This is a genomic window from Agrobacterium sp. MS2, from assembly GCF_003261015.1.
GTDB classification, from domain to species: Bacteria; Pseudomonadota; Alphaproteobacteria; order Rhizobiales; family Rhizobiaceae; genus Agrobacterium; species Agrobacterium pusense.
In genome coordinates, this window is the sequence record NZ_QLNF01000064.1 from 274,272 (window position 1) to 288,560 (window position 14,289).

Here is a 14,289-nt window from a genome sequence, read left to right on the forward strand (position 1 = left end):
CATGCCTTGGCGTGCCGTTCCCCGGGAACGAAGCCGAGCATCAAAAGGCCGCCATCAACGTCGCATCCGCGCCGTAAGAAACAACCCTTTCGCGAGAGGGAACCTTATTGCGCTGCACGCCGGATGCTACGCGGCGAAAGCCTGCGGGCGCCGCTGCTTGCCATCATCCACTCTCCAGGGAAAATCATCACCCCCCAGCCAGCGTGGAGATCGGCTTTTTTTCGTCTCGCGCAATATCGGATGAGGAAAAAAATCCTCAATTACGTCCATCACTTTCGAGAAAATCAAGCCATGTCAATGGCCTGAACTCCATCGCAAAATTTGCGCTTCCCCAGGCTTCTCCTCAGGTGTATGAATTAATTCCTATTCGTAGAGGAGTTGCATATGCCGTCGGATACCGTGTTACTGCCTGCTGCCGCGCGGCCTTGCCTGCGGGTGCGTGATCGTCCCTTTCGTTCGTGGCCGTCTGCGGGCGGGCGGGATGACATTTCGCGTCTTTGCCGTCTGGTGCGGCAACTCACCGGGGAGATGGTGCGATTGACGGGTGAGCGAACGCCGGTGCGCCGCGACATCAGGCGCATGGAGTGCCACGTCCGCCAGATAGCCATGTATGTGTGCCATGTGCAGCTCGGCATTCCCATGTCGGATATTGGACCCTGCTTCGGCCGGGACAGGACGACGGTCGGCCATGCCTGCCAGGTGGTCGAGGACCGACGGGACGAACCGGTATTTGACGAGTTTGTCGCCACGCTCGAGCGGCTTACCGGCAGTATCGTCAACGTGATGACAGGGGGCCGGGATGACTGAGACGAAACCTATGCCGGCTGCCTCCTCCGATCCTCATCTATTGCGGCTGCTGCGGTGCATCGCCGCCGGCGCGGCCGAGATGTCCCCGGAGGGGGGCGATATTGTGCTGCGCCGGGGGCGGGCAGGGCATCCCGCACTGCGGCTTCCGGCCGCGACGGTGCGGCTTGCCGTTTCGTCCGGGCTGGTCGAGCAGCGGGAAAACACCCTTCATGCGGCGCCGCCGCTCGCCTCCTACCTGAAACGCGCAATGGCAAAAGACCGCGCCGAGATTTTTCAGGAGCAGCATCGGGATATGCAGACGGTTGTCGTGGATATCGGCGATGCGAAGCAGTCGGCCAGGCGTAACCTCAACACCTCGCAGCTGATCAGCCTTTCAAGGCTGAAGGAGCGCGACGGCGCGGCATTCTTTCCACCGGATGCACTGGAGGCTGGGGAGCGACTGGCCGCCGATTTTCATCGCGGCCACCTCAATCCCAGGGTGACGGCGACATGGGAACCCAGAACGGCGAGCCGCACAAAGGGTGAGGCGGGAGGCGCGCTCGAACTCACCGAGGCAGCAATGGCCGCAAGAACACGGTTTTCCCGCGCAGCCGAGGCGATGGGGCCTGAATTATCCGGCGTGGCTATCGATATCTGCTGTTTCGAAAAGGGACTGGAGACGGTGGAACGCGAGAGGCAATGGCCAGCGCGTTCCGCAAAATTGCTGCTGCGTGCCGCATTGCTGGCGCTGGCCCGCCACTACGCGCCGACTGCAACCCGTGCAGGCAGGAAAGAACACCATTGGGGCGATGCTGATTATCGCCCATCGATGACGCGATAAATCTCAGGCGGTAAGCAGCCGGGCTTCCTCGCGGATACGCTTGATCATCGAGCGCAGGCCGTTGGCGCGCTGCGACGACAGATGTTCCACGAGCCCTATTTTGTCGAATACCTCGATCGCGTCGAGACCGGCGATTTCGGAGGCCCTTTTGCCGGAATAGACCGCAAGCACGATGGCGACGAGGCCGCGCACGATATGCGCATCCGAATCGCCCTCGAAGGTCAGGAGAGGGTCTTCGGCGCCGTCGCTATGGCTGACGAGCCAGACCTGGCTGGCGCACCCCTGAACCTTGTTTTCAGCCGTGCGCTTGTCTTCCGGCAGATCGGGCAGCGCCTTGCCGAGTTCGATGACATAACGATAGCGATCCTCCCAGTCATCGAGGAAAGCGAAGTCGTCAAGGATCGTTTCGAGAGAGGCCATTTGTGCGCCGTATCATCCGTTATTGCAGGTCTTCGTCACGATATAGGTGAAGTGCGGTCGGTTTTGAACCATAGCCCACGAAAAAGCCCACGGAAAACAGGTTCCGTGGGCAAGTTTGGCAGGCAGTGGCGGAAGGAAATATCCATCCGCAATAAAGGCGGGCGCGGTGGCCGGCAGGATCAGGGAGCAGGGCGCTTCTGCGGCAGCGGAATGACGGTGCCGGTCTTCAGCATGTCGGCATCTGCGGGAAACTCGACGCTGACAACGGGTGCGGCTGCAAGCTTTTCGGCTTCTGCCGCAACGTCGGCAACATCGGCGGGCTTGTCCCCGGAGGCAAGCTGCTTGTCCAGCAGTTCATAGGCAACCTTTGCCCCTTCCTTTGCCCTTTCGCCCAGCGCATGGAAGGTTTCGGCGCCCTTGATGCAGACATCGGGCTTTTCGATGCAGATGGCGCTGACATAACGATAGGCCTCGCCGGCAGCCGAAACGGCGCTGGGAATATCGAAGGCCGAAGGTTCCTTGGCCGGATCGTTGCTGCTGCCGAAATAGGACAGCGCCACCAGTACCAGCGAAAACCAGAATGTTCCTTTGATCAGAAACCACATTGTCAGACACCCTGCCAGATGATCTTTGTTTTCGAAAGCCCCGCCCGGTTTCGGGTCATCGGCCTTTTTCCCGTTTTTCGGGCTTGTGAACAACCTACAGACGACCGGCGAACAGCCGATTGCAAAAAGCGGCGCAATTTAATTCAAATTGTATCTATTCTCCTCGGATCGGGACGGCGGCCATCAATTCACTCGCATTTTAACGGTCCATGTTAAGCATAATTGCGACAGAGGCCGCGCGTTCCGGGCGAAAGCGGCGAAAAGCTCTGCCGCAAAAGTTAACGCGATGGCAAAAATGAAGCGAAATCCGTCGCTTACCCGTCATTAACCATGATTGGCAAAGCTTCCTGGAAATGCCCCGTAATGGGACTGTCACGCATTTGACGGGCTTTTCAGCCCATTCTTTTTATCCATTCCTTAAGCCGCCGCCTTCTATTGTCGGAGCCGTTGGAACCGCCTTCAGGATTCGGGTTTGGTATTGCGTAATATGAGAGAAAAAGCGGTCGCACTGGTCGACCATGCAGCGGGCAGATGGCTTGCGCGCATGGAAGAGGACGCCGAAAGGCGCGCCGGGACCGTTGCGCGCCTGCGCTGGCTGATTGCCTTCAGCGCCGTCGGCCTTGTGGTTGTACCAGCCATTTTCAGCCTCGTCGTCAGCCCCGCCATCGCGCTGCCCATCGGTGCGGCCCTGGTGCTGGCGCTGTTTCTGGCCGCCGCCGCCCTGCTGATCGCCTTCTCCCATTCTGCGCACGGCGCATCCGCTCATTCGGTTTCCTCGGTGAACGACGATCTGATCGCGGCATCGCAGGTGCCGGGCCTGGTGCTGGTGATCGGTGAAACCGGCTTCGTCGAACGCGTGTCCGGTCGCGATTGCGCGGCATTCCCGGCCGACCTTCAAGCCAGCAAAGGACATATCCTCGTTGAATATGTCTATGTCTCCGATCGTATCGAACTGATGCAGGCTTTCGACGTCCTGCGGCAGGGTGAGGACAGGGCAACCGCCGAACTCCGCTTCGAGACCGGTGCGAAATCGCGCCAGGCGCAATTCATGCACGCCCGTATCGAGATGACCGCCATTCGCGGCGCGACAGGTCGCCTGCGCCGCATCGTCGCCCAGCTCACCGATATTACCGAGATGGAGCGTCTGCGCCGCGATGTCGCCCGCAAGGCAGCCGAGGCGGAATCCGCCAATGACGCCAAGTCGCGTTTCCTCGCTGCCGTCAGCCATGAACTGCGCACCCCGCTCAATGCCGTCCTCGGTTTCTCCGATATTCTCGCCGGCGAATATTTCGGACGGCTGGAGAACGACCGTCAGCGGGAATATGTCGGCCTCATCCGCCAGTCTGGCGCCCATCTTCTGTCCGTCGTCAACACCATGCTCGACATGAGCAAGCTGGAAGCCGGCCGTTACGAGCTGATGATGGAAAGCTTCCCGATTGCGGAAACCATCTCGTCCTGCGAAGCGATGCTCGGCCTTCAGGCGAAAGAAAAGGGCCTGACCCTGACCAGCCGCATCCAGCGCGGCATCGGTGAAATCTCGGCCGATCAGCGCGCCATCCGTCAGGTTCTCATTAACCTCGCCGGCAATGCCATAAAATTCACCGATGCCGGTGGTGTGGTATCGATCGACGCTGCGCGCGAAGGCGCAATGCTGAAATTGACGGTCAGCGACACCGGCATCGGCATCGCGTCTGACAAGATTGAACTGCTGGGCCAGCCCTTCATGCAGGTTCAGAATGAATATACCCGTCGCTATGAAGGCACGGGTCTGGGATTGTCCCTGGTCAAGGGGCTCGTGGCTCTGCATGGCGGCACATTCGCCATCGCCAGCAAGCCCGGCGAGGGGACGGTCGTAACGATCACTTTGCCTGCCGATGGTTCCGGCATGGCGGGTGGCGGCGAAAGCGCTGACGCCGAAAGCATGGTGGAGTTCCCACCGCGCATACGGCAGCTTGGCGACATGGCGGCGAAAATGAGAAAGGACGGTGACGATGGCCCCGCGAAAGCGAAAATCGCCTAAGAAAACAACGGCCCAGATTGGCGCCGGGATTGTTTCCTTGGTGGTTTCGGCCATCGGGCGCGAAATCCTGCGCCATCCGAAACTGGTGGGCGGCTGCGGTGCCTTCGCGGTCGTCTTCGGTTTTGTCGCCGCCAATGCGCTCTGGTACCAGCCTGGTGTGCACCCGTCGCCCTTCCTGCGCACGCGCGATGCGGAAAACCCGAACGGCATCGCCGGTTATCGCCCGGCCGAACCACTCGGCACCCATGGCAACGTCACCACATTCCGCATAGAGCGCCCGGCAGAAACGGAAACGGCACAGCAGCAGCCTGCGGCCGAAACGCCGGCGCAACCCGTCGCCGAAAGCCAGAAACCGCAGCAGATCGTCGCCGACATTCAGGGCGAACTGAAGAAGCGCGGGCTTTATGAGGGCGAGGCGGACGGTCGCATGGGACCGAAGACGGCCGCCGCCATTATGTTCTTCGAAGAAACGCTCGGCATGGAACAAACCGGCGAGCCGACAAGCCGGGTGCTGGCGGCGCTCAGGATTGATGGCGCAACGGTTGCCGCGATCCCGAAGGACCGGCCTGCCGATAGCAGCGGCGGTGTCGAAATCGACCCCGTTGCCGCCGCCATTCGCAAGGCGGAAGCGCCGCATCCCAAGGCCGAACCGGTCTCCCTCAACAGCGCCGCGAAACCCGCAAGCCGCGATCTCATCGCCAAGATCCAGCAGGGGCTGATCAATATCGCCTATGCCGATGTGAAGGTGGACGGCGTGGCCGGCCAGCAGACCCGCAATGCCATCAGGGCGTTCGAAAAACACTACCGTCTGCCGGAAACCGGCGAGCCGAGTGAGGCCGTGCTGAAGAAGCTGAAGTCTATCGGGGCGCTTTGAGGCTTTGACAGCAGCGTGGGGCGTGTGTGGCTCTACCCCCCTCTGCCCTGCCGGGCATCTCCCCCTCAAGGGGGGAGATCGGCAGGAGGCGCTACCACCACTTCATTCGCAAGTGTTGAGATGGGCGAGACTTATCCGCTTGCCGATCTCCCCCCTTGAGGGGGAGATGCCCGGCAGGGCAGAGGGGGGTAAAGCCACGCACACCTTCGTCAGCTTAAAAATCAACATCGAAACCCCACCCACCTAGGCAGCGCAAAAATCGAAAGCAAGCCATGCGTCTCAAATCCGAAATGTTCGTCTCAGCTCTCATCCGCCGCGTCTTCGCCGCCGGCGGATTTGCTGCTGTCGAAAAGAAGGGCGCGGAGGAAGCGGGGGCGATATTCGTCCGACAGAGGCTGCGTGACGGCCGCGAAAACCTCTACGGGCCCGCGCCGCAAAGTTTTGCCGATGATGAGGATATCCGAGCCGAGCGCCGTTTCGAAACGCGCCTTGCCGGTGCTGAAGGCGAAGAAAGCACAGCTCTTCTGGAAAGGGAGCGACGGTTCGACAGTGACCTGTGGGTTGTCGAAATAGAGACCGACGAAATCGGAACATTGCTGACGCTGGTGGACCCGCCCGGGGCCTAGTTCCAGCAGCCCCTTGTGCCTTGGCGTTTTCAGCCGAAGATGGCCTGCGCTGTCGAAAGCGCAGGCGCCCTGTTATCCCTGCGTCCCGGTTCTCTGCGCAGCCGGTGCGCTACGGCTCGGCCGTTCGCGGCCATGTGTATAGCTGTCGGCCCGCCGCCAGCTTTCCAACCGCTCTTCGCATTCCACGGTGTCTAGGCGGTCGAGCAGGGCTTCCGCCCGGCTCATATCGCCTTCCGCGGCGGAAAGATGCGGATAGAAGCACTGCAAGACGAAGGCGGCCTCGGAAAATTCCATGCCGAGGCCGGTCAGCGTGGTGGCAAGCTGCGCGCCCGATATATCGAGCATGATGCGCTCCGACAGCCAGTAGCTGGAGGAGAGGGAATCTGCCAGCGCCACCGCGAACTGCCGCGCATTGCGTTCGCGGGCAAAACGCACCAGCAGCGCGTCCTGCACCTCGCTGAGGCGGCGAAGGCCGAGGACATCGCTTTCCGGGCGGTTGAGATGGCGCGCCATCTGCTTGATCCGCTGTCGCATTTCCTCTTCGAGCGCGGAAGCCGCGGCGATGTTGTCCGTCTTCACTTCCGCCTTCGGCGCTTCGATGCTCACCGCTGCCGGCGGTTCAGTGGCAGGGGTTTCCTCTTGCGGTCGCTTTAGGTCTTCGATGTGCCGCAGGCCCACGAGCGCGTCGATGACGGTGGGGGAGAGGTCCTCCCGCCGGACGATGGCGCGTGCGTGGGCGGCCCCTTGCGTGCGGGCAATGGTGATGAGCGTGTCGTCGTCGAGGCACTTCGAGGCAATGAGGAAAGGAGCCGCAAGCGAAATCGGCTGGCAGGCAATGAAGAAGGCAACCGCGGAAGGCACGTTCGGGTGCTGCGAAAGGGCGGCAATTGCCTCCCGCTTGGCTTCATCGGTGGAGGCATTAAAAAGCGGCATGAAAAGTTCGGCGAATTGCCGGAGATCCGTTTTTGACGGAAGAGGAACATTCTCGAAATTCGTCACGGTGGCCATCAGCACCACATCTTTCTTCCTCACGGCTCTTGGCCTCTCAAGTTCTCGAAACCGGTCGGTCAACGCACTACCCAACAAACGCAAACACAATATCGGTTCAATTTAGAGCAAATCCGTTGACGTCCTGTTAACTATGGGTGCCGCCAAGAGAGAAACCGCCAATATCAACAGGCAAATTTTAAAATCGTGTGGTGGGGAAAATGCCGCGGAACTTTGCGGCCTCGCCTTTGTTTTCAACGGGTGTGGCTCGGCAAAGGAGAAAACGCCACCCGGTCATTAGGGTTAACGGATCATTAACCTCTGTCTGTTTGTAATTTCATGGGCAGTATTAGGATTCCATGTTATTCTGAAATCCGGAATAAGAGCCGAACCGGCGTCTGATGCCTGAATGTCCGCATAGCCCAGCGTTAAAACCCGCGATGGTTTTCAGGGATATGCGAAAACCAGCCTGTGGGCTGGATTATGCGCAATGTGATGGTGATGAAATTCCCGACGCAAGACGAGGCTTGCGCGGTTCCCATGGGCAACATTGACTCCCGAAGAGGAGAAGAGCATGGCAGACATTATTCCACTTGTTGACGCCCGACGAAGCCTGCGTCCCGCAGGCGTGGTCAGCACGATGATCGGCCCCGCGAAAGTGGTTCTGTTCACCGGCGTTCGTTATGAGAAACGCGACAGCGAGCCGGCAGGCAAGGTTGCGCGCAAGGGCAAATCCGCACCGGAAACCGCCTTGAAATCCTGATTAATAAAAATAAGCCGCCGTTATTTCCACGGCGTCGGCTGGCACTTTGCCTCATTCAGGAACCGTTCCGCCTCTTCGCCGAAACTCGGCTGCGGTACGAGGGTCCTCAAAACCACATATCCTTCCGTCTGATCCGATTCCGCCAGAATTGCCTGTGAAAGCGCGGGCGGTTGCGCCTTGCGAATGGCGGCGATCTGCACCGCATCTGCCACCAGAATATCCATGACGCCGGCGGCGGATGTGCGGTCATTCATGCTGAACACCTCGTTCGAGGCCTTGTCGTAAACCGCCACGGACCAGAAGGGCACGGCCCCGACGGCGGTCAGCCGGATCGGCTGTTCCTCAATATTGAAGGTGCATACGGCCACCCGCATGAAGGGATCGCCGCTACCCAGCGTCTTTTTTTCCGTCGTTTCTTCAAGCAGATGGAACAGGTGCGGTTTTCCTTCCGCCACTGCCCGCGTATAGGCATCGCGATTGCTGAAGTGCGGTATCGCCAGGAGAATGATGACATGCAGCACGGCCGCACCGACGAGACCGGTGACGATGGCGAGCAGGACCCTAAGCATTGCCACACCCCAGCTTGCGGATCTGCGGCATGGAAATGTCGATCAGGCCGGAACTGCCGGCCACAGGCGTGTCGAGCAGGGTCAGGACGAGCTTGAAGGTCTGTCCCTGAGGCACCGCGAGCCAGTTATAGGTCTGGGCATCCGGAGCAATGGTGATGTCTATGCCGCCATCGGCGCTGCGCAGAAGCGTGCGGGAATTGAGCGCGAATGGTCGTCCGGCATCCTCAGCCAGCACATTGCCCTGCTGATCGGCGGTGTAAAGCGTCCAGAAACGCGCTGGTGGCACAGCCCCGGCCAGCCGGTAACGGCATTCGCCGCTCAGGCGCTGGCCCTCGCTGTCGACGGACGCGGTGAAGGCCAGCCCTTCCGCCGTTCCGTAAAGCAGCTTGCCGGCGTCGGCGCGGTGCGACTTGGCATAAGGATCGGCCTCGATCGTCTGCGCTTCCGGAAACGCGTCCCAGGAACCGATACGGATCGAACCGAAACCGGAGGTCGCTTCAAGCGCCGCGAGCGTTGCGGCAATACCGCCGCCAAAGGCGATCAGAAGGGCGATGCCGACAAGGAATGGAACTCGGAACACGCTGTTTTCCCGTTTATGAACAGGTCGAGGACTATCACTGATTCCCTGTTTGGAAAATGGCGCGGCTTGTTTAGTCCTCGTGAAAGTGACTGGAGCGCGAAATTCCTGGCCTATGCGCCCATGTCGAGCTTGAAGGCGATGGCCCACATGGTGATGGCGATGATGCCTTCGAGGATGCGCCAGGCGGAAGGTTTTTCGAAGATCGGTCGCAGCCAGCGCGCTCCGTAGCCCAGCGAAAAGAAGAACAGCAGCGAGCCGGTGGCCGCCCCTGCGGCAAAGGTCTTTTCAAAGCCGGGAAACTGCGTGGAAATCGTGCCGAGCAGCACGACCGTGTCGAGATAGACATGCGGATTGAGGAAGGTGAGGGCCAGGCAGATGGCCAGCGTCTGCCACAGGCTCGCTTCCCGTCGCTCGGCCACTGACAGCGCTTCCGACGAACGCAAAGCCGAGTGCAGGCTTTTGGCACCATACCAGATGAGGAAGGCGGCGCCGGCATAACGCATGATGGGATCAAGCGCCGGCATGATGGCGCTGATCCGCTGGAAACCGAACACGCCGACAGTGATCAGCAGCGCATCCGATATCGCACAGGTGGCGCAGACGGCAAACACATGCGAGCGCGCCAGCCCCTGTTTCAGCACAAAGGCATTCTGCGCGCCGATGGCGACGATGAGACTGAGGCCCATGGTGAGGCCGGTAAAGAAGATCTGGATGTCCACGCCTACCGCTCTTTGTCGAAATGATATGAAGCAGGGCTTGGATATTTCCCCAAGACGGATTAATCAAATTAAACAGTCTCAGTCAGGATAAGAACTACTAATGTTGGACTATCCCGCAATGCGCGCTGCGGCGCTGGTTGTTCAGACCGGCAGCTTTGAAAAGGCGGCGCAGGCACTGCATGTCACGCCATCGGCCGTTTCCCAGCGTGTCAAGCAACTGGAGGAGCGGCTGGGCGTGGTGTTGATCGTGCGCGGTAACCCCTGCGTTGCAACGGAAAAGGGTGAGTGGCTCTGCCGTCACATGGATCACGTCGGCATGCTGGAAAGCGAATTGTTCCGCCAGCTTCCCGCATTGGCGGAAGCTGGATCGGCGCAGGAGCGCGTGACGCTCAACATCGCCACCAATGCCGACAGCCTGGGCACATGGTTTCTGGATGCGGTGTCGAAATTCACCGGTAGCAGCGATTATCTCGTTAATATCGCCGTCGACGATCAGGATCACACGGTGGAATGGCTGCGCGCGGGCAGGGTGCTCGCCGCCGTGACCGCCCATGACAAGCCGGTGCAGGGGTGCCGGGTAACGCCGCTCGGTGTACTCAGATATCACGCGACCGCCAGCCCGGATTTCATGACCCGCCATTTTGCCGAAGGGGTATCATCAGCAACGCTCGCCTGCGCGCCGGGCTTGACCTTCAACCAGAAGGACCGGCTACAGGCGAGCTGGGTAAGGGAGGTGCTGGGTGAAGACATTGCCTACCCGACGCACTGGTTGCCTTCGACCGATGGATTTGTGAAGGCGAGCCTTGCCGGCATGGGCTGGGGGCTCAATCCGGTTCAATTGGTGGGGGAGCATTTGCAGGCAGGGCGGCTGATGGAGGTCGTTCCCGGCACGCCGCTCGATATCCCGCTCTATTGGCAGGTTAACCGGCTTGCGGCGGAAAGGCTGGCGGGGTTGACAGATATGGTGGTGGGGACGGCTAGGGCGACGTTGTTGGTGTGAGGCATCGCGGAGCGTGGAGCTTGCGGCTTACCCCCTCTGTCCTGCCGGGCATCTCCCCCTCAAGGGGGGAGATCGGTATGCGGCAAGGTTTTGCCTATCTCAACGTTAGAGAATGAAGTGGCGATGTCGCATCTTGCCGATCTCCCCCCTTGAGGGGGAGATGTCCGGCAGGACAGAGGGGGGTAAGCCGCAAGCTCCGACAGAAAACTTCAGTCGATTCGCACCGGCTTCACCGCCTCGCCCTCACTGCTTCCCCGCCCTTTCCATCAAGTAACGCGCCACAGCCTCATAAGCCGGTAACGATGTCGCGTCGTTGGCGGCGTTGCTCGCGACGGGGTGCGAGGAAAAGCGGGCAATAACCACTTCGGCGGTGGGATCGACATAGATCGCCTGGCCGTGCACCCCACGCGCCATGAAAGCGCCGTTGGCATTGTGGGTGATCCACCACATGGCGCGATAGCTCCAACCCTGCAGCGCCGGATATCCGCCTTTTGCGAAAACCGCCTTGTCGCCGCCTTGACGGATGGCGTCGATCGCCTTTTGGGGAATGAGCCGCTCGCCGCCCATCGTACCGCCGTCCAGTAGCAGCTGGCCGATGCGCGCCATGTCGCGCAGGCCGGCATTCAGCCCGCCGCCGGCAAAAGGCGTGCCGGTGGAATCGACGGTGTAATAGGCGTCCTGCTCGGCGCCCATCCGGCTCCAGATGCGCTCGGAAAGCAGCTTTGCCACCGATTTTCCCGAGGCGCGGGCAATGATCCAGCCAAGCGCATCGCTGTTGATGGTCTTGTACCCGAAGGCGGAACCGTGTTCGCCCTGCTTCACCACCGTCTTCAGATAGTCAAAGTAGCTGCGAGGGCCTTCGTAACCCTCGGGCTTGGGAAGCGGATTGCCGGCGGCGGAATATGTCCATACGTCGGCATTGGGATCGGCGTAGTCCTCGCTGTAACGCAGGCCGGTCGTCATATCCAGCACCTGCCGGATCGTCGCATCGCCGAACGCGCTTTTTTCAAGTTCGGGAACGACGGTCGCGACTTTGGCATTCTCGTCCAGCGTCCCTTCGGCCACCAGCATCTCGCCCAGAAGCCCTGTCAGCGATTTCGTTACCGACATCGCCCCGTGCTGCCCCGTATCGTTGAGGCAGCCGGAGTAGCGCTCATAGACAAGCACCCCCTTGTGCAGCACGACGATGCCATCGGTATAGTTGGCCGAAAGCGATTGCAGCCAGGTCATGTCCTGCTCACCGCCGGTCGGGCGGAAGGTCACGGCGTCGATAGCTGGGTCGGGCTTGCGCTCAAGGGCCGCTGGCGCGCCGAGCCCACGGCTGACATTGACCGTCGGCATCAGCTGGCGGAAGTGGCACACTGTCCAGCGCAATTTCGGAAAATTGAAATAGTCGCTGTCCGAAAAGCGGATGATCTTGTCTTCCGGCGGCGGAAAGCCCTGCATCCAGCCGAGCTTCAGCGGGTCCGACTGCTCGGCTGAAAGCGGCACGGCTTGCTGACTGGCAGCGGCATAGGGGTAAGCCAGAACAGGCACCATGGCTGCAAGAAGGACGGGCAGGGTTCTAGAAATTGACGATGACATTGACGAAACCTCCAAGCCAGTTCGGCGAATGCTCTGCCGTCAGGGAATCCATGCCCTTGCCAGGGAATGAAATGCTGACGCCGGCGGTAAGATAGGTATTGGCATTGATGATGCGCGAATATTCCAGATAGAGATCATCGGCGAGATGGCGGTTGCCGACGCCCGCAACCGGGGTGGGCGTGCCGTCGATGTCGTCGAGCCGCGTGCCCTGTCCAAACTGGATAGGGCTATCCAACTCGTTGGCGCGGATATGCGCGTAACGCAGCGTCCATGTATCGGCCTGCGTTGGCTTCACCTGCAGGCTGATCTGATGGGCATTGACGTTGGAATTGAGAAACATCATCGAGGACTTCGTGCCCGTCGACCACGCACTCGGATTGCCCTCGTAATACAGCGGATCGAAGCGTTCGAGACGCGAGGTTGAAGGATTGTCGCCGGAGAAGCTCTGGTAGCTATAGGCGATCGTCGGCATCCATGAAATATCTTCGAAAGCATAGCCGATCTGGGCGCGGCCGCCCCAGGCTGCAAGGTCGATGTCGGGATTCCATTGATAGGCGATATCGCCGCCGATGAAAAATCCCGGCAATGGCACATCGAACGGATTGGTACGGGTATAGGCGTTGATGAAGCTCAAGCCCTCGCGCGCACCCGGCATGATGACCGGCGCGCCGATGCCGCCAGCCGCTGCCCGAGGGTAAGGCGAGCCGGATTCCGGCACATGGCCGAAGGTAACGCCGAAATATCGACCCTCTTGCGGTTCATAACGCAGATCCGCTCCCACGATCTTCGTTCCGCTGTCCTTGTCGGATAATTCATTCGCGTCGATGAAAAAGGCCGTGGCCGTCAGGTCATCCTTGCCGAGCCGGAGGATCGCCGCCTGCTCCCAAGCCTTTCTCGGCCCTAGTTTCAACGCGCCACGCTCAAAACCGCTTGATCCGCCATTGGCAATCAGCATGCCCGTTCCCGTCTTGAACGGACGCGGCCCCAGGGAGATATCGAAGAACGGGCCGCTCTCCGCCTTCGAGCGCAGGCCGAGATAGCCGTCTTCGAGTGTCACGGCGCCCGTGCCACCGGCATCGAAGGCGTCGGTGCCGAGCGTGCCGGAGGCAACGGCCGAGATTTTTCCATAGACCTGAAGCCGGTCGCCGGCGTCGGCGGTAAAACCGATGCCGGGCATCAAATAGCCCTCAAGCCAGCGCGTGTCGCTGTCGAAGCCGGCGTCCGGCGCAAATCGATCGGCAAAGTTCCAGAACAGGTTCTGTTCGGCAACGGCATTGATGCCGGCTTGAAAATACAGGCGCAATTCAAAACCCGGCTCGTCGATCAGCAGCATGGGGTCCTGCGCATGTGCCGCATCCGCTGCAAACCACAGTCCGGCGAGGAGAGTAACCGCCGCCGCGCGCGTTTCCGCCGCATCATTCATGCCGTCCTCCGGGGCGCGCTGTTATCGCACAAGAGATAACCGCACCCACTTAGACATGAATTGACTGGCTAGGTCCATTCAATCTTGGAGTGTAGAAACAATATTGAGGAATATTACATCTTTAAAGGCTCGGATAAAGGCAGCTTGCGTAAAATACTATTATATTATTCGCAGGCAGGAGAAGCCTGGATTGGTTTCGCACCTCATTTTCGTCGATGGCAGATCGACCATCCCGGTCATGGAGGCAACCAAGGATTGTTTAAACGTGCAGGATTCCGCCTGTTATTCCTTCTAAAGTCTCACGATACCTTATAAGTATCCCGAAACACCCTAACGCCGCGCGGCTTCGTCTTTGCTATCGCGGATGGCGGCATCCGCCACCTTCTGCGTCGTCACATTCAGCGCCGTGGCTTCCTTCATCTTCCGCCCGATGGAGCGGATTACACGTGTCGCCTCGGCCGAGAGCGAGCGGGGACGGGTGAGGGCCGGCAG

The 14,289-nt window shown here is 60.2% G+C and carries 15 protein-coding genes; 7 read left to right on the plus strand and 8 right to left on the minus strand.

What is annotated here, in order from left to right:
• Positions 1–384 precede the first annotated feature (384 nt).
• Both DOU54_RS18445 and DOU54_RS18450 read left to right on the plus strand, forming a co-directional pair.
• Complete coding sequence (locus tag DOU54_RS18445) at positions 385–807, plus strand: helix-turn-helix domain-containing protein (RefSeq protein WP_113382169.1); 423 nt, start codon at positions 385–387, stop codon at positions 805–807.
• Entirely contained in the window at positions 800–1,627 is an 828-nt protein-coding gene (locus tag DOU54_RS18450) for a DUF6456 domain-containing protein (protein ID WP_112553480.1), read from the plus strand. Before DOU54_RS18445 ends, DOU54_RS18450 begins: the two co-directional genes overlap by 8 nt.
• A gap of 3 nt (positions 1,628–1,630) precedes the next feature.
• Here DOU54_RS18450 and DOU54_RS18455 read toward each other — a convergent pair whose 3' ends face one another.
• Positions 1,631–2,047, minus strand: a complete 417-nt coding sequence (locus DOU54_RS18455; RefSeq protein WP_004440673.1) for a SufE family protein — start codon at positions 2,045–2,047, stop codon at positions 1,631–1,633.
• Between the two features lie 179 nt (positions 2,048–2,226).
• Complete coding sequence (locus DOU54_RS18460) at positions 2,227–2,652, minus strand: DUF5330 domain-containing protein (protein ID WP_004440675.1); 426 nt, start codon at positions 2,650–2,652, stop codon at positions 2,227–2,229.
• A 487-nt stretch (positions 2,653–3,139) separates the two neighbouring features.
• On the opposite strand from DOU54_RS18460, the gene DOU54_RS18465 reads away from it, so the two are divergent.
• The 3 genes from DOU54_RS18465 to DOU54_RS18480 all read left to right on the plus strand — a co-directional run bounded on the left by DOU54_RS18465 (position 3,140) and on the right by DOU54_RS18480 (position 6,172).
• Positions 3,140–4,672, plus strand: a complete 1,533-nt coding sequence (locus DOU54_RS18465) for a sensor histidine kinase (RefSeq protein ID WP_113382168.1) — start codon at positions 3,140–3,142, stop codon at positions 4,670–4,672.
• Positions 4,644–5,546, plus strand: a complete 903-nt coding sequence (locus tag DOU54_RS18470; RefSeq protein ID WP_022555835.1) for a peptidoglycan-binding domain-containing protein — start codon at positions 4,644–4,646, stop codon at positions 5,544–5,546. The genes DOU54_RS18465 and DOU54_RS18470 overlap by 29 nt, the downstream gene beginning before the upstream one ends.
• A gap of 272 nt (positions 5,547–5,818) precedes the next feature.
• Positions 5,819–6,172: a DUF1491 family protein gene (locus DOU54_RS18480; RefSeq protein ID WP_004440678.1), complete on the plus strand. Its 354-nt coding sequence runs from the start codon at positions 5,819–5,821 to the stop codon at positions 6,170–6,172.
• Positions 6,173–6,244: 72 nt separating this feature from the next.
• Here DOU54_RS18480 and DOU54_RS18485 read toward each other — a convergent pair whose 3' ends face one another.
• Positions 6,245–7,180, minus strand: coding sequence for a DUF2336 domain-containing protein (locus DOU54_RS18485; protein WP_286079935.1), 936 nt, complete (start codon positions 7,178–7,180; stop codon positions 6,245–6,247).
• A gap of 553 nt (positions 7,181–7,733) precedes the next feature.
• Here DOU54_RS18485 and DOU54_RS18490 point away from each other — a divergent pair.
• Complete coding sequence (locus tag DOU54_RS18490; RefSeq protein ID WP_004440680.1) at positions 7,734–7,922, plus strand: hypothetical protein; 189 nt, start codon at positions 7,734–7,736, stop codon at positions 7,920–7,922.
• Positions 7,923–7,942: 20 nt separating this feature from the next.
• Here the strand turns inward: DOU54_RS18490 and DOU54_RS18495 are convergent, their stop codons facing one another.
• The 3 genes from DOU54_RS18495 to DOU54_RS18505 all read right to left on the minus strand — a co-directional run bounded on the left by DOU54_RS18495 (position 7,943) and on the right by DOU54_RS18505 (position 9,790).
• Positions 7,943–8,491 carry a DUF1254 domain-containing protein gene (locus DOU54_RS18495; RefSeq protein ID WP_072494166.1) on the minus strand — a complete coding sequence of 183 codons (549 nt, stop codon included), beginning with the start codon at positions 8,489–8,491 and terminating at the stop codon, positions 7,943–7,945.
• Entirely contained in the window at positions 8,484–9,071 is a 588-nt protein-coding gene (locus tag DOU54_RS18500) for a DUF1214 domain-containing protein (protein WP_004440683.1), read from the minus strand. The genes DOU54_RS18495 and DOU54_RS18500 overlap by 8 nt, the downstream gene beginning before the upstream one ends.
• Positions 9,072–9,181: 110 nt before the next feature.
• Positions 9,182–9,790, minus strand: a complete 609-nt coding sequence (locus DOU54_RS18505) for a LysE/ArgO family amino acid transporter (RefSeq protein WP_113731710.1) — start codon at positions 9,788–9,790, stop codon at positions 9,182–9,184.
• Positions 9,791–9,890: 100 nt separating this feature from the next.
• Here DOU54_RS18505 and DOU54_RS18510 point away from each other — a divergent pair, with 100 nt between their 5' ends.
• Positions 9,891–10,790, plus strand: coding sequence for a LysR family transcriptional regulator ArgP (locus DOU54_RS18510; protein ID WP_113382165.1), 900 nt, complete (start codon positions 9,891–9,893; stop codon positions 10,788–10,790).
• A gap of 243 nt (positions 10,791–11,033) precedes the next feature.
• Here the strand turns inward: DOU54_RS18510 and DOU54_RS18520 are convergent, their stop codons facing one another.
• Positions 11,034–12,329 carry a serine hydrolase domain-containing protein gene (locus DOU54_RS18520; protein WP_162749706.1) on the minus strand — a complete coding sequence of 432 codons (1,296 nt, stop codon included), beginning with the start codon at positions 12,327–12,329 and terminating at the stop codon, positions 11,034–11,036.
• A gap of 25 nt (positions 12,330–12,354) precedes the next feature.
• Positions 12,355–13,797, minus strand: a complete 1,443-nt coding sequence (locus DOU54_RS18525) for an alginate export family protein (RefSeq protein WP_113382163.1) — start codon at positions 13,795–13,797, stop codon at positions 12,355–12,357.
• Positions 13,798–14,289 lie beyond the last annotated feature (492 nt).